Raw genomic sequence first — 13,147 nt, forward strand, 5'->3', positions numbered from 1 at the left:
TGTGCCAACAATTTGGCACACCCTCTTCTTATTATAAAGGTGCGGTCGATATATTCCTATAATCGCTCATATATTTTTACTCTCCCCATCTTCTTCCTCTCTTAATCCATGCTACGTATTTTTGAAAGGCGGGCACTTCTTGTTGAAAACGAAGCGGAACATATAGAAAGAGAGTACATGTACATAGTATCCATAGAATACCTACTACAAAGTGAAATTTCATCGTTGTGCCGATAAACAAACTTAAGAATAAGACGAGGAACATAATTACACTAAATCTTTTATACATAGTCATACTAATCCCTCCTTATACATTAATTGTACCAGCTACAAGGAATTAATTTCCATAATAAAAAGACCGAAAAGCAAATTCCACTTTTCGATCTCTTTAACTATCTTCTCTTCGTAATTTTCCCTGAACCACCGACCCTTGTTTTCGGAGGCGATGTATTCCTTGGCGGCGTTTTAATAGATGATTTCGGCTTCACATCTGATCCGCTCGAGCCACCTGGTGTTTTTGTAATTTTCCCTTTGCTTCCAGTAGAAGGCGGAGGCGTACTACTTCCTTTTTTCGTAATACTTCCTGTATCTCCTACGGAAGGTTTCGAATCTACATTATCGCCTCGCTTAATGATAGATCCTTTCCCTTCCTTCGTAATTGGAGGCGGGGTTTTCTTTTCTTCTTTCGTAGGCGGTCTCTCTGGAATAACCGGTTTATGATTTTGTCTGTCATTATATCCGCGATAATCACCGTATGATGATTTTCGTGAACCGAATATATCGTTTAAAATACTTCCCATAATATATCCTTGCAAGAAGGATGGTTGGTAATTTTGACGGACAAATTCTTTATTACTTATTTCAATTAACGTATCAGATGGTTTCTCTTTATCCTTTTGCAAGTTATAAATCTTATCAGAATAAACGAGGAACATTTGATTTTCGTCTTCTTTAGATGCTTGCTTCGGTTCTCTTTCATCAATGAGTTCCTTTGCGACTTCAGGAACTGACCGATTGGCGGCCCTATACACGTAAGATTCTTGTTTACCTTCTTTTGCGACAGATTCTAGTGGATAACGGTCTTGAATCGACTTTGTCTGTCCGCCTTGACAACCTGATAAGGCATATCCAGCAACAACAAGTAACGTAACGATAGCAAGTATAGGGATCACGAACGATTTAATCATGGTAAACAATCGGTTTGACATGATTACGCCCCCTTACGTTGCTCTTATAATTTGTACATCAGCAGGAATAATTGCTTCTCCCTCATACATCATTGTGCGACCATTTTGCCATTCAATACGCAATAATTTTCGGTTATCTGATTGGAATTCCCATACATACTGTTCCTCTGAAGCAGCGAATGGTGTTTTTCCCATCACAACAACACGCCCGTTATATTGCTCTTCCATATGGTATTCTGTATCATCCATTTCAATTGTCGTCGGAATTTCATCAATCGAATCTAAGCGACCATCAATTGGTGTATATAATTTATAATATGTATTTTCACGGTCTTCAATTTTTAAATAACGAATATCTTTCCCGTCTTGCAGTGTCAAAACAATTTCTTTACGAGAATGCATACTCGTTTTCCCGGTCAATTCGTACATAACTAATGAAACTTCAATCATATCCCCAGGAGCTAACGTTAATAAACTTTTTTCTGGTTTCGGCGGCTCTGGGCTCTTCATTATATTTTTAATCCGTTTAAATAAACTCATGATCTATCCCCTCCTTCTCTCTTTATAAACAAGCACCTAAAATAAGTGCCCCAACGATATGTAATGATCCGGCCAACATTGCATGCGCAATACTGCCTTCTTTCGTGCCTTCTTCTAAATCTAAACCAGCTATTTTCTTTAAAACAAACTCAATAAACATTTCTACTACTAACAAAATAACGAAAGAAACTGCTGATGCAAGTAGCGCTTGCCATAAGTCATTTGCTTTCGTAATCGATTGAGATAAAATGTACCCTTGCGCGAATAATTTCATGACGAAACGAGTTGCTACAGCTGTATTCCCATTCTTTATTTCTTTTAAGTCATTGTATTTAGTAAAAATTGAATCAACCCACATAATTGCAAATAAAAGTACTGCACTTGCTCCAGTCCATACAAGCATGGCTACTACATTTGTCCATGTCATTGCAAAACCTCCTAATAAAAGTAATAGAAAACCGACATGAATTTATTTAGACATGTCGGTTCATTTGTCTCTATTCTATATTATTTCTCATACTGCTTCATAATACGAGCTAATTCATCATCAACAGCAGAATTTTTATTTAAGCTTGCAAATTCATCATCTAATGACTTTTCTTTTTTATAAACTTCGCCGCTTGCTTCTGCTTCAGCTTCTAATTGAAGAGCTTTCTCTTCCATACGGCTTAAACCAGCTTTTGCTGAGTTTGAATCAAATCCAGACATCGCCTGATTAATATTCTTTTGTGCTTTCGCCGCATTTACACGTGCTACAAGTGTTTCACGTTTATTTTTCAGCTCTGTTAATTGCTTACGCATTTCTTCTAGCTTCAGGCGAAGGTTATCAGCAGCAGCTTTGTTTTGCTCATAGCTTGCTTTATACTCATTCATCTTTTGCTCTGCGTTTTGTTTTTCTTCAAGAGCACGACGCGCAAGGTCAAGATTGCTTGCTTGAACAGCCATATGAGCTTGCTCTTCACGTTTTTTCACAAGTGCTTCTTGTTCTTCAAATAATATTTTGAATTTCTTCTCAAGTGCAATTTGAGCTGCTACACTTTTCTCAGCTTCTTGTACATCTGCTTGCATATCGCGTAAATATTGATCCGTCATCTTAACTGGATCTTCTGCTTTCTCAATTAATGAATACACATTCGACATAGTTAAATCTCTTAATCGTTTAAATACAGACATCCAAATTCCTCCTATGATATACCTCATATTTCAAATTCACTACTTGGAAAAATAAAAATCTCCCTTAACAGTAAAGAATAGTCATTTTTACAGCTATGTGTTTATTATAACAAAACGAAGATGTCCTTACATGTTATTTCCAAAATACATCCAATATAATATGACATTCTAGATACAATATTGCATTTCTAATATATTCTCATTATTTCTCTTTAAAATTAACTTACTTTTGTGCACTTTCACTAAATTACATAAGTGTAATGTTACTGTAAGCTAACTCGATAGTTACGTTGCAATATTTCTTATACACTAATACCAGAAGCAACAAACAAGCTTCTCATCATTTCCGAACTAATACAAAAATGTATTGACTATAAAACATATAAAAGGAGAAATCATCATGAAAAAATTAGTAGGAATCGGATTAGCGGCAGCAATTTCACTTGGAGCATTATCAGGTTGTTCTTTATTAGGAGAGAAAGCAAACGGTTTTGTACTGTACGGATCAGAAGAACAAGTTCAACAAATTACAGATAAAAACAAAAAAGAAGTGAAAGAAAAAGACTTCTATAAAATGAAAATGACAACATTAGAGGGTAAAAAAGTTCTTGTTATGGATAAGAAAACTGGTGAAGAACTGGTGAAGAAAGAGTTACTTAGCAAGGTTGATGAAAAAGACGACACGAAACCACTTGATAAATTACCAGCTGTAACAGCAGAGCAAGGTGTATTATTTGCTAAAGAAAAAGTAGAAAATGCTACACTTGATGGGGCAAAATTAAAATACGAAGGCAATACAATTATCGGAAGTGGCCGTGCATATACAGATATGTATGCAATTGTTGATGACGCAACTTACAGCAATGTAAAAGGTGATGAAAAATCTGTTGGGGTATTAAAATTCGATAAAGACCCAAGTAAAGAATTCCCTGGCTACAACGGCGTAGAAGCTTCTCAACTTGTAAAAATTAAAAAGTAAAACAAAAAAGCTTTGCGAAATTGAAGTGCCCCCCCAATTGTTAGACACATAATTAACAATTGGAGGTGCATTTTTTATGGCTAAATTTTCTTCAAAGGATAAATGACTTTGAAGTTTATTGATATTATTGATGCAAAATAAAAAACCGCTCACAATCGTGGCTCTTATTGTTACTTTACATACACATAAGCTTTATTTACAATTAAGCAGATTTTATTTCACATAAATATTATTATACTAATCTAAAGTTTCCGTATTTACATTTTTTTCTTTTTATCTCATAGTTTTAATTGGGGAAAGGGAGGAAAGAAATGATTCAAATCAAAGTAACACCTGAAATGCTAGAAGAAGTTGCTAATCGTGCAAATACTACCAGAATCGCATTAGAATCTATACATAATAATCTATGTAATGAAATAGATCATTTGTGTTTTCAATGGATTGGTGCCTCTAACCAACAGTTCATTCAAATGTTCAATGATGCAAGACCAAAAGCTTTTACATCTATCAATTCGATTATACAAGTGGAAGAGGATTTGAAACGAATTGCCGAAAAATTCCGTACCGCAGATGCTTCATATGATGGAAATCTTGAAGAAGGAGCAATGTGTGGTAAGTTAAATAGTGAGAAAAATGATGGATCTTTAAGTGACAAGGTTTGGCATGGTCTCAAGGAAACTTATGAGGATCTTAGTAAAGTAAAAAATTCCGATGAGTCTTTATATGATAAATTTAAACATGGTATCGATGCAGCGTATAAAGATGTGAATAAAATAAAAGACAATATAGATGATGAAATCGAATCTGCTTTTGAAAAAGCTGGATTAGGTGTCCCCTATCACTTAAAAAAGGGGATGGGCGACGCTATAGGTGATGAATTATTAGGACTTGCAGATGCAGTTATCCATCCAATTGACACATTTAATAACACGATTGAAGCCATTTCTCACCCAGTCGAGACGTTCAATGCGATAAAACAAACAATTTCTGATTCTTGGAATCGTGATGTTACCAATGGTGACTCGTATAGTGGTGCAGAATGGTATGGAAGCGCGGCTGGTCATACTATATTGGCTGTTGGACAACTATTCGTAGGAACAAAAGGCGTGGATAAAATTGCAATGTTGAACCCTGGCACAAAATTAGCTGAGATTTCACGAACTGCTAATCAAAGCTTGCAAGACGCTGCATCCTTATTCAATCGTAATCGCAATGAGTTTGCTTTAGCTGGTGGAAATAATATACGCTCTGTATTTGATACACCTGATTTTAGAGCAGCTGAGGAAAAGCTATCGACCCATCAGTTTGCTAGTGGTGAAGGAGCTTCCAGTGGGAACACGCCATATAAATTTGACTCATCACTTATGGAGCATGTTTTTCATGGTGAAGTAAGACAAAAATGGTGGGGATTAAAAGCTGTTGGTTATCATCACGAGAATATGATGGGGGGAGAGATAATTCGCGTTACTAGGCCACCAAATCCTGCAGGAGTATATGTTGCAGAAGTAAAGGTTGATGGTATTGTAAAACAAGCTAAATCTTCATTTTTCCCTAAGGATTGGAATAGAGTCCAGGTAGTTGATTCTATTAAAGAAGCATATACCAATCGTGTTCAAATCGCTCCAAATAAATACGTAGGGCAAACTTCTTCTGGATTTAAGGTTGAGATGATTATTGAAAATGGAGAAATTACCACTGCTTATCCAAAATATACGAGAAGATAGTGAGGTTGTATTAATGAATTATTCACATGAATTTTGGCGTGACCCATTTGGTGGACTAAGAATTCGTTTACCAAAAGAAATTGCTATTGTATCTGACTTTATAGAAAACCTAGATGAAGATGAAGCAGATGAATACATAGAAGTTTTAGACCATGTCGTAGAGGGAAAGTACCCTAGTTATGAACTAGAATACAATGCTGCTGCTGTATTTATTGAACCTAAATATACAAGCGCGATTAATTATTACATTAGCCCACCAAATAATCAATGTAAATTAGAAACTTCAGAATTTAGGAGATTACTTTTGCTTTGGAGAAATAAAGTGATGACAGAAGGACGAGATATTGAAGTAGATTAAAAAGACTGCCTGTAATGAAGTGCACCCCAATTGTTAGACACATAATTAACAATTGGAGGTGCATTTTTTATGGATAAATTTTCTTCAAAAGATAAAATACAAGTAGTAAAACGATATCTAGACGGTACTGAAGATGGAAAAACCATTGCTAATTCTATAGGGTTTCATCCTAGAGAACTTTATCAATGGATTAAATGGTTTGAATTTTCAGGGGAAAAGTCGTTTGAAAAACGCTATACAACTTACTCTCTCGAGTATAAACTAGATGTAATTCATTATATGAATGAAAATGGGACATCTCTGAGAGAAACAGCTGCTTTTTTTTATATTCCTTCTTGCGAAACACTCCGAAAATGGAAAGTAGCTTATGAAACAGAAGGAAATGTCTTGTTCGATTAAAAAAATATCGTTCATATAAAGGGACTGTCGGGAAATTCGCTCCTAATATTTTAAAACGTAATTTTCACGCCTCAAAACCAAATGAAAAATGGGTAACAGATGTGACAGAGTTCCACTTACATGGTAAAAAACCATATCTATCACCCATTTTAGACTTATATAACGGGGAAATTATAGCTTACAACATAGAACATAGACCTGCGTATTACCTTGTCTCTAAAATGTTAAATAAGGCGTTTCAACGTTTGAATGATAAGGAAACTCCTATTTTACACTCGGATCAAGGTTGGCATTATCAAATGCGACAATATCATCAGTCGCTAAAAAAACATAACGTTATCCAAAGTATGTCCCGTAAGGGAAATTGCTTAGATAATGCAGTCATGGCAAATTTCTTTGGCTTATTAAAGTCTGAATTACTTTATCTCAAAGATTTTGAAAGTATGGAACAATTTAAGCAAGAACTAGAAACTTATATTCATTACTACAATCACAAAAGAATTAAAACAAAACTAAAAGGATTGTCCCCTGTGCAATACAGAGTTCAATCCTTAGTAGCTACTTAATATATTTGTCTAACTTTTTGGGTTCAATTCAAATTCGCAAAGCTTTTTTACTATTTATGAGCAACTTGCTCCATATCTGGACTACAAGTTTGCGACTGACATGACTTATTTAAAGAACATGCTGCGCATTTTCCTTTTTTACTTCTCTTTACAAAATTCACTAACGTATATGCTGCATAACCAAAAATGATAGCTCCAATTATAATATTGACCATCATCCTAATACATCTCCTTCTAGAATCCGAGTAAGGATCCAACTTGGTATATAATAAGCGTTAATACATAAGCAACAACGAGTGGATACACGACAGAGAAAATCGTCCACTTTGCTGATCCTGTTTCACGTTTAATAACGGCTACTGTCGCTAAACACGGAACATATAATAAAATAAAGAACATAAATGCATATGCTGATAGCGCCGTATAATGTGCTCCCATTACATTTCCTAGCACATCTTCTTTCACCGCATAAATAATTGCCATTGTAGAAACGACAACTTCTTTTGCTAAAAATCCTGTTAAAAGGGATGCCGCAGCTTGCCACGTTCCAAATCCAAGTGGTGCAAATAGTGGCGCGATAAATCCACCAATCATCGCTAAGTAACTGTCTCCCATATCGACACCAAATCCTGATGGACCTGCATAGTTTAATAACCAAATGACAACCGAACCACCGAAGATAAATGTACCTGCTTTACGAACAAATCCTTTCCCTTTCTCCCACGTACTTAACCATAACGTTTTCGCTTGTGGCACGCGGTAAGGTGGTAGCTCAATAACGAAAATAGATTTTTCCGCTTTTAAAATGGTAAGGGACATAATTTTTGTAACTAATAACGCAAGAATAATACCTGCAACATATAAAGAAAACACAACAGTTGCCTGACTTTGAGGGAAGAATACTCCTGCAAATAATGCATATACAGGTAAACGTGCCGAACAAGACATAAACGGTGTTACAAGAACTGTAAGTAAACGTTCTTTTTCTTGTTCAATCGTTCTCGCTGCCATAATACCTGGAACATTACATCCAAAACCGATAATCATCGGAATGAACGCTTTTCCGTTTAAACCGAAGAACTCCATAATTCTATCCATAACAACTGCAATTCGCGCCATATATCCTGAGTCTTCTAATAATGAAATGAAAAAGAATAGTGCAAAGATTTGCGGAACGAATACTAATACAGCACCAACACCGGCAATAATACCTTCTGTAACGAGTGCTTGAATAAAATCAGAAGCTCCGACACTTGTAAGTCCAGCTGTCACCCAATCCGTAAGCTGTCCACCAAAAAACTCATCTAGCATATCAGATAAAGGTGTACCAATCCACGTAAACGTAACCTGAAAAATAAAAAACATGACTGCTAAAAAGATTGGAAGTCCTAAAATTTTATGTGTAATTAATCTATCAACTTTTTCCGAAAAAGGAATTTTCCCTTCTTTCTCATGCTGCATAACATTTGTTTTTAACTTTTCAATATACGCTTCACGAGTTTTGTAAATGTGCTCCTCCAACGTACAATCAAGTTTTCCTTCTAAGCGAGATCGAATGGCTGCAAGTTCCCTATAAATTGGTAATGCTTTCATTTCTTTTTCTACTACTTCGTTATTGCTTAGAAATTGAAGAGCTAACCATCTTGGATGCTTATAATTCGCTTTCTCTAAAAGAGAAATCACCTCTCCGATTCCTTCATCCATTTGTACACCATATGAAATTATGAATGGCTTTTTCTCGTTTTTGTCATTTTCTTTAAGAGTCGCAAGTAGTTCTTCACAACCTTTTCCGCTTCTTGCAACGACAGGAACGACTGTTACACCTAATAGTTCTGATAATCGTTTTACATCAATTATAATTCCTCTTTGCTTCGCCACATCAATCATATTTAAACCAATTGAAACTGGCTTACCAAATTCAAGTAATTGCAACGTTAAATGCATATTTCGTTCAAACTGCGAGGAATCTACAATATTTAACATATGCTGAAATTCTTCTGTTAATAGAAAGTTTGTTACAACACCTTCATCACGCGAAACGGGATTTAAATCATAAACACCTGGTAAATCAATCAATGTTCCTTGCTTATCTTTTAATTTACCAACCTTCTTTTCTACTGTTACACCGCTCCAGTTTCCTACATATTCATAAGAACCAGTAAGTGCATTAAATAATGATGTCTTTCCTGTATTCGGATTCCCTAGCAAAGCTACCTTATTCACGCTAATTCCACCTTTATCATTTTCGCGTCACAATGACGAATACTAATTAACTGTCCACGACACTCCAATGTACAAGGACCTTTGAACATCGCTTTCTGCTTCACACGAAGTTCGCTTCCTTCAGAAAGACCAAAAGCAGCCAGTCTTCTCTTTAATAATTGATCTAACGACTGAACGCTTTTTACTAACACTTTCTCACCGATTTTAATATCTACTAAGCTCATAACCTTCCCCCTCCAAAGAGAATGATAATTATTTTCAGAAAAATTATAGCACACTCTATTTCTCTTGTACTATACCCTTTTGCTTCATATTTATTAACATTTCACTACAATTCTATTTCAATAATTGTCATACTACATTCGTTTGCCATTCTCATCCATTTCGCTTACAATAAACAATAGCAAATAAAGAATCTCGTTATCACTGGGGGAGCCATGCCGCTGAGAGGGAACACTTCGTTCCGACCCTTCGAACCTGTTAGTTAATGCTAACGCAGGGATTGTGCAAACGTCCGAAATACATACCTCTTTTTATTTACGTATTTCGTATCCTCCTATGATATCTATTCTTTTTTGTACAACTTGGATTTAGGGGGAGACAACATGCGTAACACCAATTTACAAGCGATGATCGAATCTGCTATTCTTGCAGCCTTCGCCTTGGTCATCGACATTTTACCATTATCAATTAAACTTCCAACAGGCGGTTCCATTTCATTTGCTATGATTCCTATTTTTATTATTGCATACCGCTGGGGCTTCAAAATGGCTTTCTTAGGAGGCTTAATTTGGGGATTATTACAAATTGTTGTAGGCGATGCCATTATCGTCACACCGATTCAAGTACTCATTGAATACTTCGTTGCTTTCGCATTCATTGGATTTGCTGGTTTATTCTATCGTCCAATTCAAAAAGCACTTTTAGCTTCCAATGAAAATAACGAAGGAAAGAAAGTTCTTGGTTACATTATCCTTGCTACATTTATCGGTAGCTTTGCTCGCTACTTCTGTCACTTTATCGCCGGTATTATTTTTTGGGGACAATATGCACCGAAAGGTCAATCAGCAGTTCTATATTCATTAATTGTAAACGGCAGTACAATGCTCGGTTCTTTTATTTTATGTACCGTTTTACTTATATTTTTATTTCTTACTTCACCACGCTTATTCAAGAGCATTGGTGCCTATCAACTAAACTCGAAGAAAAAGAGCGCTTCATGAGCGCTTTTTTTCATATCGTAATATCAATTAAAAATACAATAAATGCACAAAAGAAAATAAACACCATTATACTTAGCCAATTGCTATGCACGGTTCATCGACTCCTTACATAACCTCATTTTCTAACCAGATTATATCGCTTAAAAATAAAGATTAGGTAAAGATAATATGAAAATAAATTAAAAAAGCGTAGCATGTATCATCTACACTTTTTTCGGTAAGTAAAAGTAAAATAATACACCGTCTTCTGTATTCTTTACTCCATATTCAGCTTCGTGTAATTCTAAAATATTTTTAGAAATAGCTAGCCCAAGCCCCGTCCCACCTTGCGAACGTTGACGGGCTGCATCCACGCGATAAAAACGATCCCAAATTTTATCTAATTGCTCTTCTTCAATGTGAGTACCTTTATTTTCAATACACACTTTTATACGATCCTTCTCATCTATTATAGAAATAATAATATCTTCTTTATTTGGTGTGTAACGTATAGCATTCGTAATGAAGTTCACGATGACTTGTTCAATCCGACTTTGATTTGCAACTACTTCAAATGAACATATATTTTTATGCACATGCAGTTCTTTTTTCTCTATTTCCACAGAAAGATGTTCACATATATCTTCAATTACAGCATCAATATAAAATGGTCCCTTTTTCATTTTATATGTACCTGACTCAAATTTAGCTAACTCAAGCATATCCAAAATTAACGTATCCATTTTATCTACTTCTCGTTCCATTGCTTGAAAATAGTACTCTTTTTTATGCTCAGCTACTCCGTCTTTTAAAATAGAAATACAGCTTTTCATAATACTCAGTGGCGTTTTTAATTCATGCGAAACACCAGAAATGAATTCTTTCCTCGTATTTTCTAACTTTCTTTCTTTTTCAATGTCTTGTTCTAGCTGTCCAATATGCGAATGGAGCTTATTAGATAATACATTAATATTTTTCGATAAATCACCAATTTCATCTTTTGAAGTAATCGGTATTTGTTCTGTGAAATCTAAATGCGCTATTTTCTTCGTTGTATCATTTATTTTTAATAACGGCTTTGCAATTTGTTTAGAGTAATAGAACGAAGCTAGAAAAATGAGAACGACTACAAATGCAATGATGTAGATGTAGTAATCTTCCACCATTTGTACAGCTTCATCTACAGGCTGTAAAGAAGCCATCGCATATATATATGTTACCGATCCGTCTTTTTCTTTTATTGGCTTGATTAATAATTTATATTTTATATCATTCTTTTCATAATCCATTATTTGTGTTGCATCTTTTATTTGCTTACCTTCTTTTAATAATAATTCAGCTTGAAATTCCTTTATATTATCCAAAAATAAATTATTTTTATAAATTGGATTTACCGGTCCTTTTACATCAGGAAATTGTACTTTCGTAATTTTCCCTGCTAGATTGAAATCCGAGTTATGAGCCGCCCTCTTCTGTTCCTCAGCACTCATAACTCCAGAAACTCCTTTTCTTTCCACAGCGATAGGCTCTTCAGCAACTGTCGGCTTACCACCACTCATCTGAATTTCCTTTGCAGCTAATTTTTTTCCTAACGGTTTATTCAGCCAACTCAAATTTGCCTTTTCTATATGTACATAACATGCGATGAAACTATCGTCTCGTTTTAGCCCATAAAAATAGACTGACCGCCCTTCTAACTTAGGCAGTGTCCCACCTTCAATTTCATCTATGGTCATGAGATAGTACAAAGGCATCTTGATTACCTTTTTTCCAAACTCCTTCTCTGCCCTACGATCTAAAGTAACCTCTACATAAAAATCATCCACATGTTTTAAATTTCCATTCTGATCTAATGTCGTAATCCATGTATTATTCTCTCTAAAAAAGTCTTGCTCCAGCTTCTGAATTCCTTCTGCACTTCCTGCATAGTTCAAATAATTCTTTTCAAAGGAATTTAAATTCACTTTAATATCTTCTACTTTTCGATTCGCATAATATTGTTTAAAAAATATCGTTTGTCCAATAAATATCGTCGCTAAAATTAACATGCACAATGCTGTTGTGAGGGTAAATAATTTTAGTACAATTCCTTTTCTCATACATTCCCCTCAAATTTATAACCTGTTCGTACTACAGTTGTAATGTACTTTGCTTTCTCTCCTAATTTATTTCGCAAATTACGAATATGGCTATTAACGGTTCGGTCATCACCAGCAAATTCGTATCCCCAAATTCTTGAAATGAGTTGCTCTCGCGTTAAAACAATCCCTTGATTTTTCATAAAATACGCTAATATTTCAAATTCTGTATGTGTTAAATTAATGTCTGTTCTATCTATCGTAACAGTACGCGACGGGAAATGGACGTGAATACCATGAATGGATAATGTATCATCTTCATTCTCTAAAAGTTGCTTTGTTACTTTTCTACTCTCTAACAATCTTTTCGCTCTAGCTAATAAAATGGGTGGGCTATACGGCTTCGTCACATAGTCATCCGCTCCAAGTTCAAATCCAAGTAACGTATCATCTTCATCAACACGTGCTGTCAGCATAATAATAGGAACCTCGGATGTTTTACGGATTCTTCTGCAAACGGACCACCCGTCAAGTTCCGGCAACATAATATCTAAAATAACTAAATCAACCTCTTCTTCCTCAAATACAACTAAAGCTTCCTTCCCGTCTCTTGCTTCAAACACTACATATTGCTCACTCAAAAAATAATCTTTTAATATTTCACGTAATATATCTTCATCTTCTACAATTAAAATATTTTTTGACATAACTTATATCC

15 protein-coding genes, 1 pseudogene and 1 riboswitch are annotated in these 13,147 nt (G+C 35.1%); of the genes and pseudogenes, 6 read left to right on the plus strand and 10 right to left on the minus strand.

Features of this window, described 5'->3' with window-relative positions:
- Nucleotides 1-76: 76 nt before the first annotated feature.
- The 5 genes from AAG068_RS24050 to AAG068_RS24070 all read right to left on the minus strand — a co-directional run bounded on the left by AAG068_RS24050 (nt 77) and on the right by AAG068_RS24070 (nt 2,900).
- The gene (locus tag AAG068_RS24050) at nt 77-295 is read right to left on the minus strand and encodes a hypothetical protein (protein WP_342716088.1); all 219 of its coding nucleotides are present in this window, start codon (nt 293-295) and stop codon (nt 77-79) included.
- Nucleotides 296-392: 97 nt separating this feature from the next.
- Nucleotides 393-1,208, minus strand: a complete 816-nt coding sequence (locus AAG068_RS24055) for a DUF4247 domain-containing protein (RefSeq protein ID WP_342716089.1) — start codon at nt 1,206-1,208, stop codon at nt 393-395.
- A 12-nt stretch (nt 1,209-1,220) separates the two neighbouring features.
- On the minus strand, nt 1,221-1,727 hold the full coding sequence (locus AAG068_RS24060) for a DUF4178 domain-containing protein (protein ID WP_342716090.1): 507 nt from the start codon (nt 1,725-1,727) through the stop codon (nt 1,221-1,223).
- A 22-nt stretch (nt 1,728-1,749) separates the two neighbouring features.
- Entirely contained in the window at nt 1,750-2,154 is a 405-nt protein-coding gene (locus AAG068_RS24065; RefSeq protein ID WP_342716091.1) for a DUF350 domain-containing protein, read from the minus strand.
- Between the two features lie 80 nt (nt 2,155-2,234).
- Nucleotides 2,235-2,900, minus strand: a complete 666-nt coding sequence (locus AAG068_RS24070; protein ID WP_000110287.1) for a PspA/IM30 family protein — start codon at nt 2,898-2,900, stop codon at nt 2,235-2,237.
- Nucleotides 2,901-3,300: 400 nt separating this feature from the next.
- Here AAG068_RS24070 and AAG068_RS24075 point away from each other — a divergent pair, with 400 nt between their 5' ends.
- The 5 genes and pseudogenes from AAG068_RS24075 to AAG068_RS24090 all read left to right on the plus strand — a co-directional run.
- Nucleotides 3,301-3,879 carry a lipoprotein BA_5634 family protein gene (locus AAG068_RS24075; RefSeq protein ID WP_098047241.1) on the plus strand — a complete coding sequence of 193 codons (579 nt, stop codon included), beginning with the start codon at nt 3,301-3,303 and terminating at the stop codon, nt 3,877-3,879.
- Nucleotides 3,880-4,190: 311 nt separating this feature from the next.
- Complete coding sequence (locus AAG068_RS24080) at nt 4,191-5,603, plus strand: WXG100 family type VII secretion target (RefSeq protein WP_342716092.1); 1,413 nt, start codon at nt 4,191-4,193, stop codon at nt 5,601-5,603.
- A gap of 13 nt (nt 5,604-5,616) precedes the next feature.
- Entirely contained in the window at nt 5,617-5,961 is a 345-nt protein-coding gene (locus AAG068_RS24085) for a hypothetical protein (RefSeq protein ID WP_001109640.1), read from the plus strand.
- A 69-nt stretch (nt 5,962-6,030) separates the two neighbouring features.
- On the plus strand, nt 6,031-6,360 hold the full coding sequence (locus AAG068_RS29995) for a transposase (protein ID WP_428845976.1): 330 nt from the start codon (nt 6,031-6,033) through the stop codon (nt 6,358-6,360).
- Nucleotides 6,342-6,926: pseudogene (locus tag AAG068_RS24090) on the plus strand (IS3 family transposase); the annotation flags it as partial. The gene AAG068_RS29995 and the pseudogene AAG068_RS24090, both read left to right, overlap by 19 nt.
- A gap of 50 nt (nt 6,927-6,976) precedes the next feature.
- On the opposite strand, the gene AAG068_RS24095 reads toward AAG068_RS24090, so the two are convergent.
- From AAG068_RS24095 to AAG068_RS24105, 3 genes are read right to left on the minus strand one after another with little or no spacing between them, the layout of a single operon-like run.
- The gene (locus AAG068_RS24095; RefSeq protein WP_000989599.1) at nt 6,977-7,144 is read right to left on the minus strand and encodes a FeoB-associated Cys-rich membrane protein; all 168 of its coding nucleotides are present in this window, start codon (nt 7,142-7,144) and stop codon (nt 6,977-6,979) included.
- Between the two features lie 16 nt (nt 7,145-7,160).
- The gene (gene feoB, locus AAG068_RS24100; protein ID WP_342716093.1) at nt 7,161-9,149 is read right to left on the minus strand and encodes a ferrous iron transport protein B; all 1,989 of its coding nucleotides are present in this window, start codon (nt 9,147-9,149) and stop codon (nt 7,161-7,163) included.
- A complete protein-coding gene (locus AAG068_RS24105) occupies nt 9,146-9,373 on the minus strand; it encodes a FeoA family protein (RefSeq protein WP_342716094.1) in 228 nt (75 codons plus the stop codon). The genes feoB and AAG068_RS24105 overlap by 4 nt, the downstream gene beginning before the upstream one ends.
- A 194-nt stretch (nt 9,374-9,567) precedes the next feature.
- Nucleotides 9,568-9,669, plus strand: a riboswitch (TPP riboswitch).
- An 85-nt stretch (nt 9,670-9,754) separates the two neighbouring features.
- Between AAG068_RS24105 and thiT the strand changes: the two genes are divergently transcribed.
- Nucleotides 9,755-10,372: an energy-coupled thiamine transporter ThiT gene (gene thiT, locus AAG068_RS24110; RefSeq protein WP_342716095.1), complete on the plus strand. Its 618-nt coding sequence runs from the start codon at nt 9,755-9,757 to the stop codon at nt 10,370-10,372.
- Between the two features lie 203 nt (nt 10,373-10,575).
- On the opposite strand, the gene AAG068_RS24115 is transcribed toward thiT, so the two are convergent.
- Nucleotides 10,576-12,450 (minus strand): sensor histidine kinase, encoded by a 1,875-nt coding sequence (locus tag AAG068_RS24115; RefSeq protein WP_342716096.1) that lies wholly within the window; start codon nt 12,448-12,450, stop codon nt 10,576-10,578.
- Entirely contained in the window at nt 12,447-13,136 is a 690-nt protein-coding gene (locus AAG068_RS24120) for a response regulator transcription factor (RefSeq protein ID WP_000041855.1), read from the minus strand. Before AAG068_RS24120 ends, AAG068_RS24115 begins: the two co-directional genes overlap by 4 nt.
- Nucleotides 13,137-13,147 lie beyond the last annotated feature (11 nt).

The organism is Bacillus paramycoides (assembly GCF_038971285.1).
In the GTDB taxonomy this organism is placed as follows: domain Bacteria; phylum Bacillota; class Bacilli; order Bacillales; family Bacillaceae_G; genus Bacillus_A.

Excerpts from the sequence above, each read along its gene's own strand:
- AAG068_RS24050 (WP_342716088.1), bottom strand. The coding sequence starts at position 295 with ATGACTATGTATAAAAGATTTAGTGTAATTATGTTCCTCGTCTTATTC.
- AAG068_RS24055 (WP_342716089.1), bottom strand. The coding sequence starts at position 1,208 with ATGTCAAACCGATTGTTTACCATGATTAAATCGTTCGTGATCCCTATA.
- AAG068_RS24060 (WP_342716090.1), bottom strand. The coding sequence starts at position 1,727 with ATGAGTTTATTTAAACGGATTAAAAATATAATGAAGAGCCCAGAGCCG.
- AAG068_RS24065 (WP_342716091.1), bottom strand. The coding sequence starts at position 2,154 with ATGACATGGACAAATGTAGTAGCCATGCTTGTATGGACTGGAGCAAGT.
- AAG068_RS24070 (WP_000110287.1), bottom strand. The coding sequence starts at position 2,900 with ATGTCTGTATTTAAACGATTAAGAGATTTAACTATGTCGAATGTGTAT.
- AAG068_RS24075 (WP_098047241.1), top strand. The coding sequence starts at position 3,301 with ATGAAAAAATTAGTAGGAATCGGATTAGCGGCAGCAATTTCACTTGGA.
- AAG068_RS24080 (WP_342716092.1), top strand. The coding sequence starts at position 4,191 with ATGATTCAAATCAAAGTAACACCTGAAATGCTAGAAGAAGTTGCTAAT.
- AAG068_RS24085 (WP_001109640.1), top strand. The coding sequence starts at position 5,617 with ATGAATTATTCACATGAATTTTGGCGTGACCCATTTGGTGGACTAAGA.
- AAG068_RS29995 (WP_428845976.1), top strand. The coding sequence starts at position 6,031 with ATGGATAAATTTTCTTCAAAAGATAAAATACAAGTAGTAAAACGATAT.
- AAG068_RS24095 (WP_000989599.1), bottom strand. The coding sequence starts at position 7,144 with ATGATGGTCAATATTATAATTGGAGCTATCATTTTTGGTTATGCAGCA.
- AAG068_RS24105 (WP_342716094.1), bottom strand. The coding sequence starts at position 9,373 with ATGAGCTTAGTAGATATTAAAATCGGTGAGAAAGTGTTAGTAAAAAGC.
- thiT (WP_342716095.1), top strand. The coding sequence starts at position 9,755 with ATGCGTAACACCAATTTACAAGCGATGATCGAATCTGCTATTCTTGCA.
- AAG068_RS24115 (WP_342716096.1), bottom strand. The coding sequence starts at position 12,450 with ATGAGAAAAGGAATTGTACTAAAATTATTTACCCTCACAACAGCATTG.
- AAG068_RS24120 (WP_000041855.1), bottom strand. The coding sequence starts at position 13,136 with ATGTCAAAAAATATTTTAATTGTAGAAGATGAAGATATATTACGTGAA.